This is a genomic window from Staphylococcus caseorum (assembly GCF_049943195.1).
In the GTDB taxonomy this organism is placed as follows: domain Bacteria; phylum Bacillota; class Bacilli; order Staphylococcales; family Staphylococcaceae; genus Staphylococcus; species Staphylococcus equorum_A.
In genome coordinates, this window is record NZ_JBNFUA010000001.1 from 1,970,271 (window position 1) to 1,994,646 (window position 24,376).

The 24,376-nt window shown below is 34.4% G+C and carries 25 protein-coding genes; all 25 read right to left on the bottom strand.

Annotated elements, in window-relative coordinates; translation table 11 throughout:
- Positions 1-1,290, bottom strand: coding sequence for a tRNA lysidine(34) synthetase TilS (gene tilS, locus ACP3TL_RS10170; RefSeq protein WP_069833234.1), 1,290 nt, complete (start codon positions 1,288-1,290; stop codon positions 1-3).
- A gap of 212 nt (positions 1,291-1,502) precedes the next feature.
- Entirely contained in the window at positions 1,503-1,901 is a 399-nt protein-coding gene (locus ACP3TL_RS10175; RefSeq protein WP_002508751.1) for a S1 domain-containing RNA-binding protein, read from the bottom strand.
- 99 nt (positions 1,902-2,000) lie between these two features.
- A complete protein-coding gene (locus ACP3TL_RS10180; protein WP_069818254.1) occupies positions 2,001-2,399 on the bottom strand; it encodes an FtsB family cell division protein in 399 nt (132 codons plus the stop codon).
- 18 nt (positions 2,400-2,417) lie between these two features.
- Positions 2,418-2,681 carry an RNA-binding S4 domain-containing protein gene (locus ACP3TL_RS10185; RefSeq protein ID WP_057511366.1) on the bottom strand — a complete coding sequence of 88 codons (264 nt, stop codon included), beginning with the start codon at positions 2,679-2,681 and terminating at the stop codon, positions 2,418-2,420.
- On the bottom strand, positions 2,678-3,871 hold the full coding sequence (locus tag ACP3TL_RS10190; RefSeq protein ID WP_069833235.1) for a MazG nucleotide pyrophosphohydrolase domain-containing protein: 1,194 nt from the start codon (positions 3,869-3,871) through the stop codon (positions 2,678-2,680). The genes ACP3TL_RS10185 and ACP3TL_RS10190 overlap by 4 nt, the downstream gene beginning before the upstream one ends.
- Positions 3,871-5,418: a polysaccharide biosynthesis protein gene (locus tag ACP3TL_RS10195; RefSeq protein WP_069833236.1), complete on the bottom strand. Its 1,548-nt coding sequence runs from the start codon at positions 5,416-5,418 to the stop codon at positions 3,871-3,873. Before ACP3TL_RS10195 ends, ACP3TL_RS10190 begins: the two co-directional genes overlap by 1 nt.
- Positions 5,408-8,920: a transcription-repair coupling factor gene (gene mfd / locus ACP3TL_RS10200; RefSeq protein ID WP_285326940.1), complete on the bottom strand. Its 3,513-nt coding sequence runs from the start codon at positions 8,918-8,920 to the stop codon at positions 5,408-5,410. The genes ACP3TL_RS10195 and mfd overlap by 11 nt, the downstream gene beginning before the upstream one ends.
- Complete coding sequence (gene pth, locus ACP3TL_RS10205) at positions 8,917-9,489, bottom strand: aminoacyl-tRNA hydrolase (RefSeq protein WP_069833238.1); 573 nt, start codon at positions 9,487-9,489, stop codon at positions 8,917-8,919. The genes mfd and pth overlap by 4 nt, the downstream gene beginning before the upstream one ends.
- A 207-nt stretch (positions 9,490-9,696) precedes the next feature.
- The gene (locus ACP3TL_RS10210; RefSeq protein WP_069818259.1) at positions 9,697-10,341 is read right to left on the bottom strand and encodes a 50S ribosomal protein L25/general stress protein Ctc; all 645 of its coding nucleotides are present in this window, start codon (positions 10,339-10,341) and stop codon (positions 9,697-9,699) included.
- 128 nt (positions 10,342-10,469) lie between these two features.
- Entirely contained in the window at positions 10,470-11,435 is a 966-nt protein-coding gene (locus tag ACP3TL_RS10215; RefSeq protein WP_002508743.1) for a ribose-phosphate diphosphokinase, read from the bottom strand.
- Between the two features lie 153 nt (positions 11,436-11,588).
- On the bottom strand, positions 11,589-12,944 hold the full coding sequence (gene glmU, locus ACP3TL_RS10220; protein ID WP_285326945.1) for a bifunctional UDP-N-acetylglucosamine diphosphorylase/glucosamine-1-phosphate N-acetyltransferase GlmU: 1,356 nt from the start codon (positions 12,942-12,944) through the stop codon (positions 11,589-11,591).
- Positions 12,945-13,422: 478 nt separating this feature from the next.
- The gene (gene spoVG / locus ACP3TL_RS10225) at positions 13,423-13,731 is read right to left on the bottom strand and encodes a septation regulator SpoVG (RefSeq protein WP_002508741.1); all 309 of its coding nucleotides are present in this window, start codon (positions 13,729-13,731) and stop codon (positions 13,423-13,425) included.
- A gap of 65 nt (positions 13,732-13,796) precedes the next feature.
- Positions 13,797-14,171: a RidA family protein gene (locus ACP3TL_RS10230; RefSeq protein ID WP_069818261.1), complete on the bottom strand. Its 375-nt coding sequence runs from the start codon at positions 14,169-14,171 to the stop codon at positions 13,797-13,799.
- An 18-nt stretch (positions 14,172-14,189) separates the two neighbouring features.
- Complete coding sequence (gene purR, locus ACP3TL_RS10235; RefSeq protein WP_002508739.1) at positions 14,190-15,014, bottom strand: pur operon repressor; 825 nt, start codon at positions 15,012-15,014, stop codon at positions 14,190-14,192.
- Between the two features lie 18 nt (positions 15,015-15,032).
- Positions 15,033-15,881, bottom strand: coding sequence for a 4-(cytidine 5'-diphospho)-2-C-methyl-D-erythritol kinase (gene ispE / locus ACP3TL_RS10240; protein WP_277575940.1), 849 nt, complete (start codon positions 15,879-15,881; stop codon positions 15,033-15,035).
- Between the two features lie 344 nt (positions 15,882-16,225).
- Positions 16,226-16,489, bottom strand: coding sequence for a biofilm formation stimulator Veg (veg, locus tag ACP3TL_RS10245; protein ID WP_002508737.1), 264 nt, complete (start codon positions 16,487-16,489; stop codon positions 16,226-16,228).
- A 99-nt stretch (positions 16,490-16,588) separates the two neighbouring features.
- Positions 16,589-17,479, bottom strand: coding sequence for a 16S rRNA (adenine(1518)-N(6)/adenine(1519)-N(6))-dimethyltransferase RsmA (gene rsmA, locus ACP3TL_RS10250; protein ID WP_069833241.1), 891 nt, complete (start codon positions 17,477-17,479; stop codon positions 16,589-16,591).
- 3 nt (positions 17,480-17,482) lie between these two features.
- Positions 17,483-18,031, bottom strand: coding sequence for a ribonuclease M5 (rnmV, locus tag ACP3TL_RS10255; RefSeq protein WP_069818264.1), 549 nt, complete (start codon positions 18,029-18,031; stop codon positions 17,483-17,485).
- A gap of 138 nt (positions 18,032-18,169) precedes the next feature.
- Entirely contained in the window at positions 18,170-18,943 is a 774-nt protein-coding gene (locus tag ACP3TL_RS10260) for a TatD family hydrolase (protein WP_069833242.1), read from the bottom strand.
- Between the two features lie 25 nt (positions 18,944-18,968).
- Positions 18,969-20,951, bottom strand: a complete 1,983-nt coding sequence (metG, locus tag ACP3TL_RS10265; RefSeq protein WP_285326949.1) for a methionine--tRNA ligase — start codon at positions 20,949-20,951, stop codon at positions 18,969-18,971.
- Between the two features lie 329 nt (positions 20,952-21,280).
- Entirely contained in the window at positions 21,281-22,123 is an 843-nt protein-coding gene (gene rsmI / locus ACP3TL_RS10270) for a 16S rRNA (cytidine(1402)-2'-O)-methyltransferase (protein ID WP_069818267.1), read from the bottom strand.
- 3 nt (positions 22,124-22,126) lie between these two features.
- Entirely contained in the window at positions 22,127-22,375 is a 249-nt protein-coding gene (locus ACP3TL_RS10275) for a GIY-YIG nuclease family protein (RefSeq protein ID WP_002508731.1), read from the bottom strand.
- Positions 22,368-23,093 carry a tRNA1(Val) (adenine(37)-N6)-methyltransferase gene (locus ACP3TL_RS10280; RefSeq protein WP_069818272.1) on the bottom strand — a complete coding sequence of 242 codons (726 nt, stop codon included), beginning with the start codon at positions 23,091-23,093 and terminating at the stop codon, positions 22,368-22,370. The genes ACP3TL_RS10275 and ACP3TL_RS10280 overlap by 8 nt, the downstream gene beginning before the upstream one ends.
- 121 nt (positions 23,094-23,214) lie before the next feature.
- Positions 23,215-23,556 (bottom strand): DNA replication initiation control protein YabA, encoded by a 342-nt coding sequence (yabA, locus tag ACP3TL_RS10285; RefSeq protein WP_002508729.1) that lies wholly within the window; start codon positions 23,554-23,556, stop codon positions 23,215-23,217.
- A 15-nt stretch (positions 23,557-23,571) separates the two neighbouring features.
- Positions 23,572-24,375, bottom strand: a complete 804-nt coding sequence (locus ACP3TL_RS10290) for a PSP1 domain-containing protein (protein WP_069833244.1) — start codon at positions 24,373-24,375, stop codon at positions 23,572-23,574.
- Position 24,376: the final 1 nt, after the last annotated feature.

A 24,376-nucleotide genomic window follows, 5' to 3' on the forward strand; every position in this document is an offset into this window, starting at 1 on the left:
TCATTCCTCTCCCATATTTCGTATAAAAATTGATTGATTGTATTTACGCTTTAAATATAATGTGCCAACAGCAATAATCTCATTGTATGCATTAACTATAACTGGCATTTGGTTACGTTCAGTTTGTATAACCTTTTTATCAATAAGCAGTCTACTTATTTTTTTATGCCCTTTCATACCATTCAGTTCAAATTTGTCGCCGTCTTTTCTTGTACGGATAACTATAGGATACTCGAATGTAGGAAATTCATTAGTAATATCAATGCTATAGCGACCATAGTTGTATGCACCTGGTTGATCAATCTTAGTCGGAGCTAGTTTTTCCTTACAATTTGCCATTATTATAAATTTATCATAAGCGATGTGAATTATCCATTCATGTGTCGCATATAATGTGCATTGTGTTACATTTTCTGTAAGTTGTTGAAACCATTCGTTGTAAGTTTTCTCAGTAAACGACTTATCTAGTGGTAAATCAGCAAAAAGTTTATCTAAGACTGCCATTTTGACACTATGTCGTAAATTTAAAAACTGCTTTCTTGAAAAAGTAACTTCACTGCCATCATTACAAAAATCAACAAATGCCGAGATAAATGTTGTAGCTTCATGTCGCACAACTGATAATTGTTCATCATGCCAGTCTTGTAATTTTAGCAATTGTTCTGTAGATAAGTGTTTATTACTTTCTATATCAGGTAATATGCGGTTGCGAATATCATTTCTGACATAATGATTTTCTGCATTCGATTCATCTTCATAATATGGAACATTATGTTTTGTTTGATAGTTACGTATTTCTGATTTCGTGACTTCTAAAAATGGTTTACATAAATTATAATGGCCTCTTGAAGAAAGATATGTCATCCCCAAGCTACTTCTCGTAGAGCGTCCAGTCATAAGTCGATAAAATATCGTTTCAATCTGATCATCTTGATGGTGTGCCGTAAGTAATACATCTGCATTTAACTCAGTCATCATATCATCAAACCAATGATAACGTTCGGCTCTCGCTTCACTTTCAATACTATTACCTTTTTCAATCACAGCAGACAAATCCAGATGTTGTATGCGCAATGGGATTTGATGTTTATCACAATACGCTTTAATAAATTGTTCTTCTGCTGCTGCAACAGGACGGATATTGTGATTTACATGGAGACAAGTCAACTTAGTATATGAATCAGCTAAACGTGTAATCAATTGATGTAAAAGCACCATACTATCTACACCTGTAGAAACTGCCAATACAATATGATTACTTTTATCCCAGCCTTCAGTATTTACTCTCAACTTATCTACCTCCTTGCCCTTAATATTACCTTAACACTGCAAATGCTCGTAATATTATGACTTATATACAACAAAAAAGAGACTGTTTCCTCAAGTAAGAAAACAGTCTTAGATTGTTACAATCAAACTTAATTTTGGAAAAAATTATTGTACTTTGTTTTCAAGTCATTAAATTAATTCCTGTGTCAACAGTCTTACGATATATATATTGATTAACGTTTCGCTCCTTTTCCACCACGTCTAGATTCTGTTTGACGTTTAATAGATGTTAATTTATCTTCACTATCTTTCAAGAAATCTGTTAATTTCTTTTCAAAGTCCTCACCTTTTGGTTGAGGTTTTTTATAATTGGGTTTACTTTGAGGTCTACGTGGACGATCTTTTGCTTTTTTAATTGATAAACTAATTTTACCATCATCAGCGATTGAAAGCACTTTAACTTCAACTACATCTCCAACAGATAAATGATCTTCTACGTTTTCCACGTAATTATCTGCAACTTCACTTATGTGAACTAAGCCACTCTTTCCTTCAGGAAGTTCGACGAAAGCGCCAAACTTTTTAATACCAGTGACTTTACCTTTAAGCTTGTTTCCTACTTCGATTGACATATTGTAAATAAATCCTCCCGATTTGTTTCGATTTTAACCCTATTATATGCCTGTTTGCATAAATTAACAATGGTATTGTGACTTAAATGACAAATTTCACTATTTATCCTCTTTTGATGATTTAGAATCTTCCTCGGATTTCTCTCCAGGCAACTTGAAAATCACTTCTCCATCATTGCTCAAATAGTAATCATCTCGCGCAACTTTCTCTATATAACTTTTATCATTGAGATTGTTTAATTGTTCTTTTAATGCGAGTTCTTCATCTTGTTGCTTTTGATATTGTTGTTCTTTTTCTTGACGCTCAGCTGCGTCATCTATATTACTTTGTTTTTGAGTGACAAGCATTACAGTTAAAATAATAATGAGGATAAGTAATATGCCACCAAATAAAGTTATACGTTTACGTACGACTCGTCTTCTCATTTTTTGCTGTTGTTTCTTTTTATTTTCAGCAGAAGTGAACGTATTCCCTATGTTCTCAACTTTTTTACTCATTGCTTGTCACCTCCTTTTTTAGTCTCCACTAACCTTTTCTTCTTTGACTAATTCATACATACCTTTCGCATTTTCCTTAGTCGCATGTTCACTTAAACCAGTAACTTCAATTGTGATTACTTTTTGTCCAAATCGGATTACAAGTTCATCTGTTACTTTTACGTCAGTGCCTGCTTTCGCTACTGAACCATTGACGGCAATACGTCCTTGATCACTAATTTCTTTAGCTAAAGTACGACGTTTCACTAACCGTGATACTTTGAGATATTTATCTAATCTCATGATTTGTTTCCTCCTTGCTCTAAAATTTTTCTTAAAGCATCTGCGTCTAACGACATATTTTTTGTTTTATCATACAACTTCAAGAAATGCTCTGCAAATACTTTTTCAAATTTAACACGTTTCGTTTTACCTTCTTTTGCTTTTACTTCTGACCATATATGTTTTAAATCTTCTTCAGTTTCCGCTTCAGCGTCACCAAAAATGTGTGGATGTCTACGTATCATTTTTTTTGAAAGACTTTGAACCACTTCATTTATATCAAGGAACCCATCTTTTTTACCAATGCTTGTATGCAATAGTACTTGTAAAAGTATGTCCCCCAATTCTTCAATGATGTGCCAATCATCTTCGTTATCTATTGCTTCAAACAATTCAAACGTTTCTTCTAATAGATAACGTTTTAATGTGTGGTGTGTTTGAACTTTATCCCAAGGACAGCCTGTTTCGTCATCGACAAGTTGATCTATAATGTTCGCAGCAAAATAGAAATCACTATAATACGCTTCTTCTTTTTCTACTTTCGGAACGAATACACTCGTCAAATTACTGAAAACAGATGCATGATGGTCTAATTCATAAAGCGGTGTTTCTATTACATTTGCAGCGTTATTTTGTGCGCCGTCGACGATAAATACTGTTTGCTCATCATGATAACGTTCCATCAACGTCACTTTTAAATCGCCTGCCGTCATAGGGCTATAAACTTGAGTAATGAGCGTATGGGTACGAATATTTAACTGCTCTTTTTTTATCGCTGTCGCATCGAGTAATGTAAACCCATCGTTAGGGTCTATCTTTACCGCTTCAAATATATCATCGATAAAGCTTTTGCCTCCCAAAACTTCAACCTGAACATCATTATGCTTTTGTGCATAAGCTTCTAATTTTACAGTTGTCGTTTCAGCTACACGCGGATGCCCAGGTACTGTATAAATAATATCATCACTTTGGGCCGCTTCAATGAGTTGTGACACAATACGTTCATAAACGCCCTCAAATGATGCTTGTGCCTCGTATTCACTATCAAAACTTTTGAATTGTATATTTTCTGCGGTTAACTCTTTAATTACAGGATGATCCAATGTACGTGTGTAAACCATTGTTTGTTTTTTAAGAAATTTGTAGATACCTAAAGGTAAATCATCAATACCGTAGTTACCTAATCCAACAATTGTTATTTTACCTGACATTAATGTTCCCCTCTTTTCATATGATAAAGTTTATCGCCCAATGGTAAATGTTTTAATTCTCTATAACTCAATAAATGCATACGTACAATAGCGAAAATGATTACCAATACACCAATCACTGCTGCAATGACTAATTCAATCAAACCTGTGATTCTACTTTGTGTAGGTACAAGCCACATTCCTATTTGAACAGCCACTGACAGCATCACCATCGTAGCAACCAATTTAATCACAAATTTTTTCATCATCTGGAATTTATAGTGTTTTAGTACGTGATAATGTAGTACGAGTGTAAATATAATAAGTGAAATTACAGTGCTGATACTACCACCTAGCATTAATAGTTGTGGTATTAATATCACATTGAGTATTACTTTACTGACCACACCAATGATAAATGCATAAAGCACAGGGCGAACTTGGTTTTTCACTTGTAATAAAGCAATGTCCATCATAATGAGCGAAACACATATAACTGTCAGCATATAGATAGATAACGTACCAGTCAGACTATCATTTTTAAAAAACACACTATTCATGACTGGCAGTAAATTAATTAATCCAATACCAGCTGCTACACTAAACATAACTGTAATCTTGATAGAGGCATTCGCATATCTATTAACCAGAACGTTATTGCGCGCTTTAATCGCATCGGTAAGCATTGGTATAAGAACAAAACAAAATGTCGTTGTCACAATTAAGCCCATTTGTATAAATGAAGCCCCACGATCAAAGATACCTTTTTGCGTGGTTGCTTCTTGAAAATTTAAGCCTGCATTCTGAAGTGCATGTATGACCGTAAAGCTATCTATCACTTGCCAAACAATGACGATAAGCTGACTTACAGCAAAGATGATAATGGCCAATGATAACTTTTTCCACTCTACTATGGCTTTGTCATTTAGTTTATTCGCTTGCTTGAGCTTAAAAGGCTTGCCCTGCATTAGGAATATACTGGATGCTAAAAATCCTACTGCTGAACCGATGATAGCTACTGTACCAGCAGTGTAAACAGACCATTGTTGTGTCATAAATAATACAATAGCAATGATGATAATTACAACGCGTATGACTTGCTCTATGACTTGTGATATCGCTGGAACAGTCATATGTTGATGCGCTTGATAATAACCTCTATACACTCCCAATATACCAACAAACAAGAAACTAAAACTTGCTGCTCTTAACATTGGCGTGAGATTAGTGTCACCCATTAGGAGTGCGATCCACTGTGCACCTATGAAAATAATCAAGAAAAAAACAGTACTAATGAGTTGTAACCTCAGCAACACTTTAGTGTATTGTCTTGATTGCCCTTGTGTGCCAAACGTTTGTGTGACTGCACTTGGAATTGCATTCATTGTTAAAATAACACCTAAAGCAACAATCGGATATATTTGTTGATAAGCATATAATCCTTCGTCTCCAAGTATATTTTGATATGGGACACGATAAATTGCGCTTAATATTTTAACAATAACAAGTGCGATTGTAAGAACAACTACGCCGTTGAAGGCCGTATTCTTATCGTCCTTAGATTTCATCTGATATAACCATACTTTCTTCTAAACATTTCGCTAAGAATTTCAAACTATCTAACCAATTACTTACTTTATTTAAAGTTACTTTCATTTTACCATCTTGAACGCCAACTTTCATTGCACGGCCTAATGGTTGGGTTTGTTTAAATAACGTTTCTCCGTTAATATCTGTCGTTCCTTTTTCAGACAGATAAACTTCCACCTTTTTGCCTACATCTTTAATAAGCGCCACTCCGGCATTTAAAGCGTGAACTTTTATCTCCATCATATCCAACAGTCTTTCTACTTCTACTGGGTAATCATTGAAACGATCTATTAATTCATCTTTTACATCCATAAGTTGTGCTTCAGTTTCAATCTTACGTAATTTTTTATAGATTTCTATTTTAGACTGTTCATTTTGAATATATTCAGCAGGTAAATAAGCATCAATGTTGAGTTCAATTTCAATTTCAGGTGCATCTTGTTTCTCATCTTTAACACCACGTTTTTCATTCACCGCTTCTTCTAGCATTTGTGAGTAAAGGTCGAAACCGACAGAATCAATAAATCCATGTTGTTGTTTACCTAAGAGGTTGCCTGCGCCTCGAATATTCAAATCACGCATTGCAATTTTAAATCCTGAGCCTAACTCAGTAAATTCTTTAATTGCTTGCAAACGGTCTTCAGCTGTTTCTGACAATACTTTATTCGTAGGGTGTAAGAAATAAGCATAGCCAATACGGCTCGAACGTCCGACACGACCTCTTAATTGGTATAACTGACTGAGTCCGAAACGGTCCGCATCTTCGATAATGAGTGTGTTGGCATTTGGAACATCAACCCCAGTTTCGATGATTGTAGTCGTCACAAGAATATCGTATTCATGATTAATGAAACTTAGCATTGTTTCTTCTAAGTCTCCTTCTTTCATCTGTCCATGTGCAATACCAATATTCGCTTCTGGCATTAACATTTGTAATTGCTCTCGTTTTTCATAAATAGACTGCACTTTATTATATAAATAAAAGACTTGCCCTTCTCTAGATAATTCTCTTTCTAGTGCTTCTTTAATAAAATTCGTATTCTGTTCTAATACGTAAGTTTGTACTGGAAAACGATTTTCTGGTGGTGTTTCAATCACTGATAAATCACGAACACCCAACATACTCATGTGCAATGTACGTGGTATAGGCGTAGCCGTCAGTGTTAAAACGTCCACATTCGTTTTCAATGATTTAATTCTTTCTTTATGACGTACGCCAAATCGCTGTTCTTCATCCACGATTAATAATCCTAAATCTTTATAATGAATATCTTTACTTAATAATTTATGAGTACCTACGACGATATCAACAAAGCCTGATTTTAATCGTTCTTTTGTTTCTTTAACTTCTTTAGTACTTCTAAATCGACTAATGAGTTGGACTTCGATTGGAAAATCCTGCATACGCTCAATTAATGTTTCATAGTGCTGTTGTGCCAAAATTGTAGTTGGAACTAAGAAGGCAACTTGCTTTCCTTCCATAACAGCTTTAAAGGCTGCACGTACTGCCACTTCTGTCTTACCATAACCTACATCACCACATAACAATCGATCCATTGGGCGTTCAATTTCCATGTCCTGCTTAATTTCTTCAATTGATTTATCTTGGTCTGGCGTTAATTCGTAAGGGAAATCTATCTCAAATTCGTTTTGTTCTGCCGTATCTGGACCATATTTATAGCCAACAGACATTTCGCGTTCTTTATATAGATCGATTAATTCATCAGCCATGTCTTCAACACTTTGTTGTACTTTAGCTTTTGTTTTTTTCCATTCCGTACCACCAAGTTTATTTAACCTAGGTGTCTTATCCTCTGATGCCACATATTTTTGAACTTGGTCCATCTGATCAACTGGTACAAACAATTGGTCTGTCCCTTTATATTGAAGTTTAATATAGTCTTTATGTACGCCACCGACATCAAGTGTTTCAACACCTAAATATCTACCAACACCGTGGTGCACGTGAACGACATAGTCGCCTACTTTTAAATCTTGATATGATTTAATTTTTTCAGCATTTGTTAGTGTCTTTTGTTGTTTTGGTTTTTTCTTTTGTTTGGATTTGAATAGTTCGCGTTCCGTCACAACGACAAGTTGCATATATGGTAGCTCAAAGCCTTCTGATAAACTACCCTCAGTAATGATTGCATTGCCTCCATCGTTTCGTTGACTTGGCGTATCGATAAATGTTGGAATATGCATTTCATTGAGCATAGATTGAATACGTTCTTTTCTCACTTCAGTTTCAGCAAGCACAACGACAGTATAATCATTTTGAATAAAGCGCTGAAATTCTGAGCGCATAATATCATATTGACCATAAAATTGTTGTACGGGCTTACATGAAAACTTGATGATTTCATTGAGTTGAACAGGCATTGTCGCTGTGAATAACGTGAAATACGTCACTGGATAATGTTTCAACAATGCTTCGAATCCATCATATTGCAAGAAGTTTTGATCAATAAATCCTTTACCACTTTCTATCAGGTTTTGCATAAATTCATCAACTTCAGTTATAAGTGTTTGTTCAGTTTCTTTAATTCTATTATGTTCATCAACTGCAACAATAGCGTCATCTTTAAAATAATCCATAATAGTTGCTGGCTGTTCATACATAAATGACACAAGTCGACGTAATACTTGATGGTCAAACATCGTTGATTCAAAAAGTTCGAAACTTTCGTAAGTTTCTTTCAAATCATTACGAGCTGATTTTTCAATTTTTGGACGTGTATTTTCGTAAGCTTCTTTTAATTTTAACTTTGTATGTTTAAGTACATCGTCTGTGATAATATAATCACTTGCTGTTGTAATATTGACTTCTTCTATATTCTCTTTTGATCTTTGTGTCTCCACATCAAAATCACGAATCGAATCCACTTCAGTATCGAATAGTTCAATTCTTACTGGTTGACCAATTAAAGGGTAAATATCAACAATGCCTCCACGTAATGAAAACTCACCTATATGTGACACTACACTTTCTCTGCGATAACCCATATTTACTAATTTATTTAAAAATTCATCAATTTCAATATCGTCACCTACAGATAGTGTTAACTGATGGGATTTCCACATTTCAACTGGAGTGAGCCATTTTTTCAAACCGTTTAATGGTACGATAAATAACCCTCTCTTTTCTTGAGCAAGTGCCGTTAGTGTACGTACACGCTCGCTCATAAATTGAGGGCTTTGTGTTGAGAATTCTTCTGTCATGATATCTTGCATTGGATATTTGTAGACCTCGTCTGCATCTACAAATTGCAATAAATCACTTTCCAATTTATCTGCTTGATATAAATTATTTGTAACAACTAGTAATTGTTTAGTACTATGCAAATATTTTTCGGCTATAATCGTTGATTTAGCTGCGCCAGATAGGCCAGTGACCAGTACATTTTCTTTACCAAATACGTCGTTTAATTCTTGGTATCGTTTGTCTTCATTTATATATTGTGTAATTATTGATTTCACTTGACTTCACCATTATATTCATTCATCACACGGTCAAAACGAGAACTTTCTATATAAGCCTCAACTGCACGCGCGGAATGTTCTATTACTTTATTCATTATTTGCATTTCTTGTTTTGAAAATTTTTGTAACACATAATCGACAATTGACATACCATTTGAAGGTCTATCTACACCGATTCTAATGCGTTTGAATTGGTCCGTACCTAGTACTTGAATTATTGATTTAATACCATTATGTCCACCAGCACTGCCTTTTTGTCTTAGGCGAATCTCTCCTTGTGGTAAATCTAAATCATCATATAAAACAACTAAATCATCTATATCTATATCATAATATTTCATTAACGGGCCTACCGCTTCGCCTGACAAATTCATCATTGTTAGTGGTTCAATAAACATGACTTTTTCTCCAGCCATACGTTCAATCGTATAGGCACCTTTAAATTTTTGTTTATCTAATGAGAATTGATTTTGATCTAACATGTAATCTATAACTTCAAAACCAATATTATGTTTTGTTTGTTCAAAACGTTTACCTATATTGCCTAGGCCTACAATACATTTCATTATGTTACCTCCAATTGTTGTTGTCACTTAACTATATATATCATTTTCATGTATTTGAATTAATAAACAATTAAAAATTATTTTTTCATATCATTGACTATAATAACATAAAAAAGCACCTGCTTAACGTATTAAGCACGGTGCTTTTTATAAGATATTACAATGTTGGTATCATCAACTTATGTTGACAATGAAGCATGAAGTATATTATTTTTCTTCGTCTTCTTTAGATTCGCCTACAACTTCTGGTTCTTGCGTTTGTGCTTCGCCTTCCATTGCTTCGATTTCTTCTTCAGTTGGCTCTTCAGTTGGAGCTACTACTGTAACTACTGAATCAGTAGCTTCGTTTTCGATAGTAAAATCGCCTGATACTTTAATATCTTCAACTGAAATGCTGTCATTGATTTCTAATTCGCTGATTTCAACTTCGATTGCTTCAGGAATATTGTCTGGAGTAGCTGTAACTTCAAGGTTGAATAATGGTTGTTCAACCACGCCACCTTCTTTAGCACCTGCTGCTTCACCAATTAAATGAACAGGTACTTCAACAGTACGTTCTTCAGTCATATTGATTGCTAAGAAATCAATGTGAGTGATTTGGTTTTTAAGTGGGTCGAATTGGTAGTCTGAAACCATTACTTTAATTGTTTTAGAACCTACGCCTAATTCGATAACACCGTTACGTCCAACTTCACGGATAACTTTAATAAATGCTACTTCGTCTACTTTAACAGAAGTATTTTTTGTACCATAACCGTAAACGATTGCAGGTACTTTACCAGTATTTCTTAGTGTTTTAAGGTCTGAACGTGTTTGTTTACCTTGACGAATAATTGACTTTAATGCAGTCATATTCATTTTCCACCTTTCGTTTTGCTCAAATATGAGCCCCTCACTTGCCCATCAACATAATGTTGCTTGCAAGCGTTTATTTTGCTCGTGAATTCACGAACGAAACCATTATACATTCATATAATATATTAGTCAAATAGCACACTAACAGATTCGCGTTCGTAAACACGGATAATTGCTTGTGCTAATAAACCAGCTACAGATAACTCTTTCGTATTGCTTGGTTTACGTGTTTCATCTAATTGAATTGAATTTGTTACGATTAGTTCTTTGATTGCTGAATTTTCAATACGTTCTTTAGCTGGACCTGATAATACAGGGTGTGTACAACAAGCATATACATCTTTAGCACCTTTATCTTTTAATGCTTGAGCTGCCAATGTGATTGTCCCTGCTGTATCAATGATATCATCAATAATAATAGCCGTACGTCCTTCTATTTCACCAACAATGTTCATCACTTCTGCAACATTTGGTTTTGGACGACGTTTATCAATAATAGCAATCGGTGATTTAAGTATATCTGCAAGTTTACGTGCTCTTGTTACGCCACCGTGGTCTGGAGAGACTACAACACACTCTTCAAGATCAATACCTGACTCATTCTTGAAGTATTCTGCTAAGATTGGCACGCCCATCAAGTGGTCAATTGGCATATCGAAGAAACCTTGGATTTGAGGTGCATGTAAATCTAACGCTATCATACGATCTGCGCCTGCAGTTTCGATTAAGTTTGCTACAAGTTTAGCTGTAATTGGTTCACGACTACGTGCTTTTCTGTCTTGGCGCGCATAACCATAATACGGGACAACTATATTAATGTTAGCTGCTGATGCACGTCTACAAGCATCAACCATAATTAATAATTCCATTAAGTGTAAATTTACAGGATTTGATGTAGGTTGAATAATAAATACGTCACAACCACGAATACTTTCCTCTATGTTGATTTGAATTTCTCCATCGCTGAAACGTTTTACTGAACATTTTCCTAGTTCGATTCCAACATGATCTGCTACTTCTTGGGCTAAAGGTTCATTACCTTTTAAAGAAAATATTTTCAAAGCAGAATTCTTATACTCATTGTTTAACATTTATAGTCCTCCAATTAATTCATTCAATTAGTTTTCATTTAAATACAAGCGCAAACTTACATTGTTTTTCAATATAAAGCATTTTGTGGTTAACAAGTTACTCAATTACATTAAGTTTAACAGTTCAAGCATGCATGTCTAAACATACACCTTTTATTTTTTCAAATAACCTTCTTTGGTTGTTTGTCTAGCTCTCGCTAATGCTAAACTGTCTTCTGGTACACTATCAGTAATCGTAGAGCCAGCAGCAATTAAAGAACGTTCGCCTAACGTAATAGGTGCTACCAGATTCGTATTGCACCCTATAAACGAATCATTACCAATAACCGTCTTGAATTTGTTAATACCATCATAGTTTACTGTGATTGAACCACAGCCAAGATTCACACGTTCGCCTATTTCTGCATCACCAATATAACTCAAGTGAGGTAATTTAGCTCCCGCTTTTACGACTGATTTTTTAACTTCAACAAAGTTGCCGACTTTCACTTTTTTGCCTAAGTCTGTACCTGGACGAAGTTGTGCAAACGGTCCAATTATCGCATAATCATCAACCATTGCTTCATTGATCACTGAATGTTTAATTGTAACATTATCACCTATTTTACTATTCGTGATTTCCGTATATTGTCCTACAACTGTCTCTTCTCCAATTTCACTATGTCCTGCAAGTTTAACTCCAGGTTCTATAATTGTGTCTTCTCCAATAGTTACATCTGCACCGATATAAGTATTTGATGGATCCACGATTGTTACACCATTTCTCATATGAAATTCGTTGATGCGTTTTCTAAATGCTTTTTCTGCTTCACTCAACATCACTCGGTCATTTACACCCATAATTTCTTCAAAATCATTTGTATGGTAAATACCTACTGCGCCTTTATCTTCTAAAATTAATGAAAGTACATCAGGCAAGTAGTATTCGCCTTGTACATTATTGTTATTCACTAACTCTAACTTTTCAAATAGCATTTGATTGTCAAATGCGAAAATGCCTGAACTAATTTCATTAATTTGTTGTTCTGTATTTGTTGCATCTTTTTGTTCGACTATTTTAACTAATTGATTGTCTGCATCACGTATAATTCGGCCATAACCATATGGGTTTGCTGCTGTAGCTGTTAATACAGTAGCTTGCGCTTGGTTATTTTCGTGATGTTCAATTAAAGATTTAAGTGTTTCTGTCGTAATTAATGGTGTATCTCCACAAACTACTAACGTTGTGCCCTGTTTATCATTTAAATGTTCACTAGCCGTTTTAACGGCATGAGCAGTACCTAATTGTTCTTCTTGAAAACTATAAAGCGATGCATCGCCTAATGTTTCTTTCACGCTTTCTGCGCCATGACCTACGATTGTTACTAGCTGTTCTACGCCAGATTGTTTAACGTTATCCACGACATGTTCAATCATTGATTTGCCAGCGACATCATGTAGTACTTTGTATTTCTTTGATTTCATACGTGTACCCTTACCAGCTGCGAGTACTATTGCATGTCTTTGCATGTATGTTAACCCTCCATTAAAATATACACTTCTTTATTATTATAATTTAACGCTAGTCACACTTTCAAGGCTCAAAGTGCCAATGTTTTTTATTAACGCGTTTTTTATTACAATTGTTATAAATAAAGTGCATAGTATTTGTCATCTATTTAGGTTTTGAAAGCCGCTTCATTTTCTACAGTAACTTTTCTTATTATCGATAATTTCTAACATATTATTATGAATGAAACATACGGTGTCACTTCTTTAGACATTTGTTTCATTCATAATAATATAGTTAAGTAAAAACATGTAAGTTTTGGTTATTTATTATAAATTTCAAAATTATAATTTTTGTCACCTTTACATTTTGTAAATAATTTTAATATTTTATGTTTTAGTCACGCTTACATAAATAAAGAAGATTGAATTTCCCAGTTTTAGAAATTCAATCTTCTTTAAAACGATATTAAATTCACTATAATCTCAAATAATTAAATTAAGCTTCCTCATTAGTATCTTCTGATGATTGAGCATTTTTATCAGGGATGACCTCATCAGTTTCTTCATATACTTTCATCACAGCATCCTGTATTTCTTGTCTCATTTCTGAATTGATTGGATGTGCGATATCTCGGAATTCACCATCTGGTGTACGTTTACTTGGCATTGCGACGAATAGACCTGTGTTGCCTTCAATAACGCGTAAATCATGTACCACAAATGATTCATCTAAAGTGATTGAAACAAGCGCTTTCATTCTTCCGTCTGTTTGTATTTTTCTAAGTCTTACATCTGTCACTTTCATGTAGTGAGCCCCCCATAGTATCTCTTTGTTAGAAGCTTAACAATTTTATTAAAAATTATAAATCCTTACTTCACTTGTGCAATTACTTCTATTTCTACTTTAACATCTTTAGGTAGTCTCGCTACCTCAACGCAACTTCTCGCAGGTTGATGATGCTCAAAATATTTGCCATAAACTTCATTTATATTTTGAAATTCATTCATATCAGCAATAAAAATAGTAGCTTTTATAACCGAATCTATATCTGATCCAGCTTGGTCTAGTACAACTTTTAAATTTTCTAAGACTTGTGTCGTCTGTTCTTTTACATCATCGCTAACAATCTCTCCATTTAAATTTAATGGGATTTGTCCAGATGTGAATACTAGACCATTTACTTCTGTTGCATGTGAGTATGGCCCTAACGCTTCCGGTGCTTTGGTTGTATTAATCGTTTTCATGATGCCGTAATCGCTCCTTTAAGAAAATTTAGTTAAACTGTTGCCTTTCTCCACTTTAAATTCCTGATTGTATTCATCTACATCAGATAATCTAACTAAGGAAGTATAATCTTCAATTAATCTTTGTTTAACTTCTTTTGATTCTACTAGTACCGATACCCCTTTCACATGTGCTTTAAACTCGTTCATTAAATTCATCACACCATTGATGGATCCACCTGCGCGCATAAAATCATCTACTACAAGGACATTAGAATTTTCTGGTAATGTTCTCTTGGATAACACCATAGTTTCAATTTTTCGAGAAGATCCAGACACATAATTAATTGATACCGTAGAACCTTCAGTCACTTTGTTATCTTTTCGAATGACAACTACTGGTAAATTCAATACGTTAGCTACTGAGTTGGCAAGAGAAATACCTTTCGTAGCAATCGTAACGATTGCATCTAATTCTTCATCCATATAAAGTGTAGCGATCAGTTTTCCGACACGGTTAAGTAACGTCGGGTCTCCCATTAAATCAGACAAGAATAAATACCCACCTGGTAGCAAACGATTCTTCTCTTGGAGTTGTGCGATAACGTCATCAATGACTTCACTCGCTTCTTCTTTACTCATTTCAGGTTTATACGTCACACCGCCACTAGCCCCAGCTGTGGTAATCACTGTCCCTAATTTTTCTTTTTGGAATGTGGTTTTAATAATTTGAACATCTTCACTTATAGATGATTTCGCTTGTTTAAATTTTTGTACGAAATAAGTTAATGGTATCAATTTATTAGGGTTATTCATCAAGTATTGTGTCATATAAACAATTCGTTCGCTTCTTTTATAGCGCATTTAACTCATCCCTTCTCACTAGCCTAATAATCTTACTATATACACTTCATTACAACAGCCATTGACTGCATTGTAAACATGTCTTGCCTGGCGTTCTTTTTGTGTTAGTCCATAAACAGATGGGCCACTTCCGCTCATAACAGCACCATCCGCACCATTTTCTAACATATTTTCTTTTATTTTTAAAATCTCAGTATGCATCTTACCCGAGACAGGTTCCAATCGGTTTGAAAGACTTTTGCAAAGTAATTCATAATCTCCTGAAATTAAAGCTGATTTACAAGTTGTCGTATCCACATGATGCGGCTTATTTAAGTCTAATTTTTTGAAAATACTCGGAGAAGATATACCTAAATTTGGTTTTGCTACAACAACCCATGCTGATGGAGGTTTATTCAGAAACGTAATACGTTCACCTTTACCTCTACATAATGCTGTTTTACCAAAAATACAAAAAGGGATATCTGTGCCTATCTTAATACCGAGCTCACACAACTCATTTAACGGTCTATTTAGCTCATACAGGCGATTCATCCCTTTCATTGTAGCTGCAGCGTCAGTAGAGCCTCCTGCAAGCCCTGCTGACACAGGTATGTTCTTATCTATAGTGATTGTGACACCTTGCTTTAAATTATAATTTCTTTTCATTAATTCTGCAGCTTTATACGCCAAATTTTTATTATCGGAGGGAACGTAAGTTTGCTCTACATCAACAACTATTTTTTTGTCGTTGCGTAGTTCAAATGACAAGCGATCATTTAAATCAATCGTCGTCATAATCATTTCAACTTCATGAAAACCATCATCTCGTTTAAAGAGTGTATCCAGCGTTAAATTAATCTTTGCCGGAGCTGTTTCATAAATCATATTCCCACCCTCTTCCAATTCGATATGGTAATAAAATGATTTTAACATATTGTTATAGTTGCATTGTCTGTTTTTTAAAACTTATTTTCGATATTTTGATAAATATTTTTATAAATATACATTTAACTATATTGGACAATAAATCATTTCTTAATTTACTATTCTACAATATAGTACGCTTCTATTAAAATTATATCCATTTCCTACACCATAAATTGTGGCACAGAAAAAGGTATGTTGGCGAAGTTACACCAACATACCTTTTCATTTAATGATCTTAATATTAAAGTTTAAATTAAAAAGTATGACTCCTAAGAGACGAACTTTATTTAAATCACTTTTATTTAGTGTGCAATTGCTTCTTGCTGATTATCATCTTCAAAAGAAACTTGTACGTTTTCAGTTAAAACGTCAGCGTATGTATAAGATACACGCTCAAAGTTGTAAATTTCTTGATCTAGCTCGACAATGAAAACAGAAGGGTACGTTTCTTTTAACACACCACTACGCTCAATTGTTTTCTTACGACCACCATTCGCTTTAAGTACGATTCGGTTTCCTAATTGACAATCAAGTGAATTTTTGATGTCTCCAATAGATTTTGGCATATTGCTCCACCTCGCTACAAGTTGTATAATAACACAAATCGCGAGCTTTTGTCAAACAAAACATCAATTTTAGCAATGTAACTCAAGCTTGTCAATAATTTAAAATGCTAATTCTGTGAAATTTTTCAATTCATTGTATAATTTTGCAAATTCTTTTATTGAAAGCGTTTCTCCACGTCTTCTTGGATCTATATCGCTAGTTTCCAACCATTTTTTAATAATTTCTTTGTTCGCTTTACCATCTACAAACAAACTTTGATAGTTATTGTTGATTGTTTTTCGTCTTTGGCTAAATGCAGCTTTTGTCATTTTGAAAAATCTATCCTCGTCATCTATATCTACCTCCGGCGTCTGACGCTTCATCAATTTCACAACAATTGAATCTACATTTGGCGGTGGTAAGAAGACTGTCTTCGGCACTGTTAACACTTTACTTGTTTCAGTATAATATTGGGTAACAATTGATAGTGATCCATAAGCTTTTGTTCCAACTTGTGCATTCAATCTTTCACCGACTTCTTTTTGCATCATAACTACGTACCCATCGATGGGTAAAGTTTGTTGCATTAGATTCAATAATATCGGTGTTGTAATATAATATGGCAAGTTAGCGACCACCATGATATTGTCACAATCTGCTAAATGCTCCGTGACATAATGTGCAATATCAGCTTTTAATATATCTTCGTTTATAATTTCCACGTTTTCATAAGGTCCCATTGTATCTTTCAATACCGGTATCAAACGTTGATCAATTTCAAACGCCACAACTTTCTTTGCCTTTTTAGCTAATTGCTCTGTAAGTGAACCCATACCAGGTCCTATTTCTATAATACCTGTATTTTCACCTATATCACTCGCATCGATAATTTTTTGTATAATGTTAACGTCAATCAAGAAGTTTTGTCCTAAACTTTTTTTGAAATTAAAACCATACTGATTGAGCAATGCTTTCGTACGCGATGGTGTAGCAACATCTTTAATATCCACTTATCATTCACTTCCTTCGTTATCACTTAATGCATTTCTAACATCTGCTTCAGTATAGCCAAACGCATTGAGCTTATTTATTAATTGTTTGCCATTAGAATGTCCTATATGTAGCTTACGCCCAAGTATTTCTCTTTTTCTGCGTGCATCTTTGCCAATTATTAATCCTAAATCAATTAACACTGATTTACTGATTGTTTCGTGTCCTTCTTCAAATGGTGTACTTACATTCATTAAGGCATCTTTAATATCTGCAAGTTGTGCATGTTCTACACCAATCTTGCCTCGTTTACTTTTGGCTTTTTCTCTGTCGATATATGCGTGTTTTACGCCTGGTATATGTTTTTGAATAGTATTACGTATTTTATCACCCGGGAAATCAGGATCTGTTAATACAATTACACCTCTTGTTTCAAATGCCTGTGCTATAACAGTTAAAGTTTGCTCGTTAATCGCACTCCCATTTGTTTCAATCGTATCACATTCTACCGCTCTTTTAACACGTTCCGTATCGTCTCTACCTTCTACTACAATAAATTCGTTAATCTTCATTTATTGTTACACCTTTCATCACTTTAATTCGATTTTAGATAAAAATAAAAAAGGTATCGTCGCAAATAATGGTTACTACTTAGCATTTACTCTATGAACTAAGCCCTATTTCAGACCGATACCTTTTTTGTAATGTGTCTATCCTTCTAATTTAAATAAACGTTCTGCATTTTCAGTTGTTTGTTTGCAAACTTCCTCATAGCTAACACCGCGTAATTCAGCAATTTGTTCTGCAACCAATGTCACACGGACAGGTTCATTTCTTTTGCCTCTATATGGATGTGGTGATAAGAATGGTGCATCTGTCTCAACTAATAATCGATCAAATGGAACATGTTTCGCTACTTCTTTAGGTTGTTTCGCATTTTTAAAAGTGACTGGACCACCTAAAGATACATAGAAATTCAATTTATTAATTACATCATCTGCAATTTCAGGAGAAGCGCTGAAGCTGTGCATGATACCACCAATTTCTTCAGCATGTTCCTCTTTAAGAATATCTATACAATCTTGCGTTGCTTCCCTATTGTGAATAATAATTGGTAAATTGACGCGTTTAGCCAATGCGATTTGTTTTCTAAATAATGTTTGTTGCACATCTTTAGGCGACTTGTCCCAATGATAATCTAATCCCGTTTCACCTATACCAATCACTTTAGGGTGTGCTGCAAGCTTTTCTATCCATTCTAATCGTTCCTCTGTACAATCAACCGCATCTACAGGGTGCCATCCAATAATGCCATAGATAAATTCGTATTGGTCAATGAGTTCCATCGTACGCTCGACTGTTGGTGTATCAAACCCAACAACAAACATGCGATCTACACCATTGTCTCTTGCACGTTCAATGACCGCTTCTAAATCTTCAGCATATTGTTCTGCATTTAAATGAACATGTGTATCGATAAGCATATTATATCGCTCCCTTAATTTGTGATTACTTAATTATTGCACCATTTGGAATTGCGTTTGGTAAACTTACAAGTGTCAGTACGCCGTCTTTTTCAGCAGATAAAATCATACCTTCTGATTTTCTACCCATCAATTTAGCAGGTTTTAAATTTGTTACAACTGCAACTTTTTTACCTATAATATCTTCTGGTTGATAGTATTTTGCAATGCCTGAGACGATTTGACGTTGTTCGCTATCTAAATCGACTTGGATTTTCAATAATTTATCAGATTTTTTAACTTGTTCAGCATCCGTAATCGTAGCAGCTTTAATTTCTACCTTATCAAAGTCTTTGATATCAATTTGTGGCTTACTAGGTATTTCTTCAGTTTCTTCTGAAACTTCTGCCGCTTTTTCTGGCTGCATAGATTGTTTAATATAATCAATTTCTGCATCACTATCTAAGCGTGGGAAGATAGGGTGTGGTTTATCAATAACAACAATTGGTGCAGTTAAAACACCATATTGTTTCACGCTATCAAATTCATATAATTCAGGTGAATTAATATTCAACTGTTCAAAAATTTGTTTTGGTGCATGCGTAAGGAATGGTCTTAATAACACTGCTATAATACGAATGTTTTCTACTAAATGCGCCATAACATTACTTAGCATGTCTTTTTGACTCTCATCTTTTGCTAATACCCACGGCGATGTTTCGTCAATATATTTATTAGTACGGCTGATTAACTTCCAAACCGTTGAAAGTGCTACTGAGAATTGTAAATCGTCCATATTCTCATGGAACGTCTTCACTGTGTCTATCGCCATTTGCTCCATATCTTCATCCAACTCATGTTTTGGACCTTGATATGCTGGTAATTCGCCATCGAAATACTTATTAACCATAGAAATCGTACGATTCACCAAATTACCTAAGTCATTCGCTAAATCATAATTTGTACGTTCAACGAAACCTTCAGGCGTAAAGACACCATCTGAACCAAATGGTAATTCACGCATTAAATAATAACGCGTAGCATCTAGTCCATAACGATCTATAAGTACATTAGGATCGACCACATTACCTTTAGATTTACTCATTTTGCCATCTTTCATAAGAATCCAGCCATGAGCAAAGACTTTCTTAGGTAGTGGAACATCTAATGCCATCAACAAGATTGGCCAGATAATTGAATGGAAACGCACAATTTCCTTAGCCATGATATGAATATCTGCCGGCCAATATTTTTTGAATAAGCTATCATCATCTGATAAATAACCTAATGAAGAAATGTAGTTCACAAGCGCATCAATCCACACGTAAACAACGTGTTTAGGATTTGATTTCACATGGATGCCCCAATCGAATGATGTACGTGAAACTGCTAAATCTTCCAACCCTGGTTTGATGAAATTATTAATCATTTCATTTTTACGTGAAGGTGGTTGAATAAAATCAGGATTTTCATCGTAAAATTCTAATAAACGATCTGTATATTTAGATAAATTGAAGAAATAACTTTCCTCTTTAACTAATTCTACTTCGTGACCTGAGTCTGGACTTTTACCGCCAACGATTTCACCATTTTCAAATATCGGATCCACTAATTGCGTCTCCGTATAGTAAGTTTCATCTGGTACAGAATACCAACCTTCATATTCACCAAGATAAATATCTTGTTGCTTTAATAAACGTTCAAAAATTTGTTGTACCACTTCTTTATGTCGTGCTTCTGTTGTACGAATAAAATCATCATTTGAGATTTCTAATTTATTCCATAAATCTTTAATGCCTGCTATCATTTCATCCAAATATTCTAATTCAGATTTTCCAGCTTTTTGTGCTTTTTCCTGTATTTTTTGACCATGTTCATCCGTACCTGTTAAATAACGAACATCATAGCCTTGCATTCTTTTATAACGTGCGATTACATCACCAGCTGTTGTTGTATATGCATGACCGATATGTAAATTCCCACTTGGATAATATATTGGTGTAGTGATATAAAATGTTTCTTTCGCCATCAATGTTCCTCCTCGTTTCCTACGCTTTAAATATATCTAAATTCATTTTTCCCTCAATGAAACAGATGTATGTTTTTTATTTCGTTTTCTAATTTAGCCACTTTTAAAATGATATGGATAGATTACTATTCACATCGGACTTTTCATGACTTAATTTTGCTAAAATTTTAATATGATTAATAATCTCTATCTTGTCTACATTACCATAAATCACGCGTGTTATGGGAGTTTTTCAACTCATTTTTCTTGATTAAACGTGATTTTATCCTGTAAAAGTTCTTCGCTTTATCTTAGAAACTTTATCCTAAGAATAATCCATCTGACTTAGATTAATTATTGGAAACCTCATGATAAATATCATAAACTTCGCCAGTCTTCATATGACGCATTTCAGCAACTTGTTTAATTGCAGATTTAGGTTTCATATTTTCATTTATATAGTAATCCACATGTGCTTGTATCGACATATCTTCAAACCATGACGTATCTTCTTCAGCTATCGCACCTTCAATGACTACAACAAATTCACCTTTAGTTGGAATTCGATTTTCATTAAGCTGGTTTAGTAATTCTCCAACTTCTCCTGTGACAATTTGCTCAAACTTTTTAGTTAATTCTCTACCTAGTGAAACTTTTCTAGTTTCATCTACTTTTTGAATTGTTTTCAACGTCTCTTTCACACGATGTGGCGATTCATAAATAATTAGCGTACTATCTTCAAACATCCGCTGCTCTAAAATATCTAATTTCTGCTTTTCTTTTCGTGGTAAAAACCCTAAAAACGTATAAGTAAATGAGGGTAAGCCACTCGCCATCAGTGCCGTCAATCCAGCATTAGGACCTGGCACTGTTTCCACTCTAATTTCATTTGCTCTCGCTGCAACAACAAGTTCGTAACCCGGATCACTAATCAATGGTAAGCCTGCATCTGATACAAGCGCTATGCTAACATCCTGCTGCAGTTGTTCTATTAGGTAATCCGTTTGTTGTTCCTTATTGTGGTCATGATAGGATTTCAGGGGTGCTTGAACATCATAATGTGCACATAACTTTTTAGTCACTCTTGTATCTTCACAAGCAATCAAATCCACCGACCTTAAAATATCTACAGCTCTATATGTAATATCTGCTAAATTCCCTATGGGTGTTCCTACTAAATATAGTGTCGCCATTAGTTATCCCTCACTTATTAATACTAATTTTTGTTGCCTAGAATACGTTTTTATTTCATATTCTCGTTTTAAAGCTTCTGATTTCGTATCAAACATTTCTTGATAAACTAACTCTACTGGACGTCTTATTTTAGTATATTTGGCGCCTTGTCCCTTATTATGCTTTTCTACCCTTTTTTCTATATCTTTTGCATAACCAGTATATAAACTTCCATCTTTACACTTAACAATATATATATAATGTTTATCCATAATATATTTCTCTCATTTCTTTAGTATACGTTCCATCATTATTGTATATGTAAAATGGCGTTTGGATGTCTAGCCCTTGATTGCCACCTTTTCTACCTTCAACAACAATTGTTTGCGCAACTTTGCCTTGCTTACTATAGATGAAATAAAGTTTCTTAGGTTCAATCTGGTATGCTCTCATATAGCTTAAGACATCCATAAGACGTTCTGCTCGATGTACCATCACAAAGCGTCCACCTTGTTTCAGTAAATGTCTTGCTGCAAAACAACAATCCTCTAATGTACACATAATCTCATGTCGTGCGATCTTATGTGCTTCTTTCTGATGTTGGAACGCTTGATTCTCTTTAAAGTACGGTGGATTACAAGTAATAAGACTATATTTCGCTGGATTAAACTGTTTGTGTGCCTCTTTCAAATCCATATGATGCATCTGAATTCTATTTTCTAGATGGTTATGTACGATACTGCGTTGTGCCATATCTACGAGTTGTTGTTGTATTTCAATTCCATCTATAGCCTGCTGTCCTTTATCAGAAAGTAATAAAGGTATCACGCCATTACCCGAACACAAATCCATGATTGTATCCTGTTTTTTTAATTTTGTGAAATGTGCAAGTAGTAAAGCATCTGTTGAAAAAGAAAACACATCATCATTTTGAATAATTTCTAGTTTTTCTTTAATTAAATAATCTAATCTTTCATTTTCCATATGCATATTCATTATATCCTCCAAAAAAAGGACGAGACTGCGATGCTTAATAACCAAGCCTATCGCTACATCTCATCCTCAATCACATTTCCTCCATATTGTTTTATAGGCAATTTTGTTCTTTCAATTATTCACTCAGCACTTCCAAACAAAATAAACAGTCGTCACCTTTTCTATGTTTGCCGAATAACTCACCATTACAAATATGAAAACCCTCTTTATAAAGCATCGCTAAATTATCTTTACTGCGAAGTGGTCGCTTATATTGTGCTTTATGACCACTTTCTATTTTTTTAGGTTTTTCTTCTTTATCTATTAAAGTTTTTAGATTTTCATTCTCTATTTGTAAGGCTACATTTTCTTCTATGAGTTCGACAGTAAGATTTTTCAAATTAACCATATCACCGTTGATTTGATTAATATTTTCTTCTAAATGTGCTAACTTTTCAAATATCTCGCTTCGATTCAATGTTGCAACGGCCTCCTAATTAAACGTTTCTAATTCTTCCATTTTATATTCTAGTGGTTGCTCTAGGCCTTCCACTTTAATTTGCATGGAAATGTCTAAAATATTTAACCCTATCACTTTACCGTTACCTTCTGGTGTTTCAATCGGATCACCAACATCAGGTAATTGTGCACGTGCTTCCTCATAATAATCATTTTCATACTTGAGACAACACATCAAACGTCCACATGCTCCCGAAATTTTAGTTGGATTTAAAGATAAGTTTTGGTCCTTAGCCATTTTTATAGATACTGGTTCAAAATCACCTAAAAATGTTGAACAACATAAAGAACGTCCACATGGTCCAATGCCACCCAATAATTTTGCTTCGTCTCTAACACCTATCTGTCTTAACTCAATACGTGTTTTCAACATCTGTGCCAAGACTTTTACGAGTTTTCTAAAATCAACACGTTCATCTGAAGTAAAATTAAATATTACTTTTGATTTATCTAATGTGAATTCACAGTTAACCAAACGCATTTCTAATTGTTGTTGTTGAATCGTATCTTTACACAATTCCAAAGCTTCTTTTGCAGCTTGCTCATTTTGTTCATATCTAACTAAATCTTCTTCAGTTGCAATACGTACGATTTCTTTTAATGGTAACGTTACATCTTGATCCGCAACATTTAACGGTTCGTATTTTACACGCCCCATCTCTAAGCCTCTTTTAGACTCTACTACCACCCAGTCTCCTACAGCTAAATTAAAGTGTTGAGGCGAATAATACTCCATTTTTCCTGACTTTTGAAAATCAATGCCTACTACATTTTGCATA

Coding starts and splice junctions, on each gene's coding strand:
- ACP3TL_RS10175 (WP_002508751.1), bottom strand. CDS start 1,901: ATGTCAATCGAAGTAGGAAACAAGCTTAAAGGTAAAGTCACTGGTATT.
- ACP3TL_RS10180 (WP_069818254.1), bottom strand. CDS start 2,399: ATGAGTAAAAAAGTTGAGAACATAGGGAATACGTTCACTTCTGCTGAA.
- ACP3TL_RS10185 (WP_057511366.1), bottom strand. CDS start 2,681: ATGAGATTAGATAAATATCTCAAAGTATCACGGTTAGTGAAACGTCGT.
- ACP3TL_RS10190 (WP_069833235.1), bottom strand. CDS start 3,871: ATGTCAGGTAAAATAACAATTGTTGGATTAGGTAACTACGGTATTGAT.
- ACP3TL_RS10195 (WP_069833236.1), bottom strand. CDS start 5,418: ATGAAATCTAAGGACGATAAGAATACGGCCTTCAACGGCGTAGTTGTT.
- pth (WP_069833238.1), bottom strand. CDS start 9,489: ATGAAATGTATTGTAGGCCTAGGCAATATAGGTAAACGTTTTGAACAA.
- ACP3TL_RS10210 (WP_069818259.1), bottom strand. CDS start 10,341: ATGACTGCATTAAAGTCAATTATTCGTCAAGGTAAACAAACACGTTCA.
- ACP3TL_RS10215 (WP_002508743.1), bottom strand. CDS start 11,435: ATGTTAAACAATGAGTATAAGAATTCTGCTTTGAAAATATTTTCTTTA.
- glmU (WP_285326945.1), bottom strand. CDS start 12,944: ATGCAAAGACATGCAATAGTACTCGCAGCTGGTAAGGGTACACGTATG.
- spoVG (WP_002508741.1), bottom strand. CDS start 13,731: ATGAAAGTGACAGATGTAAGACTTAGAAAAATACAAACAGACGGAAGA.
- ACP3TL_RS10230 (WP_069818261.1), bottom strand. CDS start 14,171: ATGAAAACGATTAATACAACCAAAGCACCGGAAGCGTTAGGGCCATAC.
- purR (WP_002508739.1), bottom strand. CDS start 15,014: ATGCGCTATAAAAGAAGCGAACGAATTGTTTATATGACACAATACTTG.
- ispE (WP_277575940.1), bottom strand. CDS start 15,881: ATGATTTATGAAACAGCTCCGGCAAAGATTAATTTAACGCTGGATACA.
- veg (WP_002508737.1), bottom strand. CDS start 16,489: ATGCCAAAATCTATTGGAGACATCAAAAATTCACTTGATTGTCAATTA.
- rnmV (WP_069818264.1), bottom strand. CDS start 18,031: ATGAAGATTAACGAATTTATTGTAGTAGAAGGTAGAGACGATACGGAA.
- ACP3TL_RS10260 (WP_069833242.1), bottom strand. CDS start 18,943: ATGCTTATCGATACACATGTTCATTTAAATGCAGAACAATATGCTGAA.
- metG (WP_285326949.1), bottom strand. CDS start 20,951: ATGGCGAAAGAAACATTTTATATCACTACACCAATATATTATCCAAGT.
- rsmI (WP_069818267.1), bottom strand. CDS start 22,123: ATGGCGACACTATATTTAGTAGGAACACCCATAGGGAATTTAGCAGAT.
- ACP3TL_RS10275 (WP_002508731.1), bottom strand. CDS start 22,375: ATGGATAAACATTATATATATATTGTTAAGTGTAAAGATGGAAGTTTA.
- ACP3TL_RS10280 (WP_069818272.1), bottom strand. CDS start 23,093: ATGCATATGGAAAATGAAAGATTAGATTATTTAATTAAAGAAAAACTA.
- ACP3TL_RS10290 (WP_069833244.1), bottom strand. CDS start 24,375: ATGCAAAATGTAGTAGGCATTGATTTTCAAAAGTCAGGAAAAATGGAG.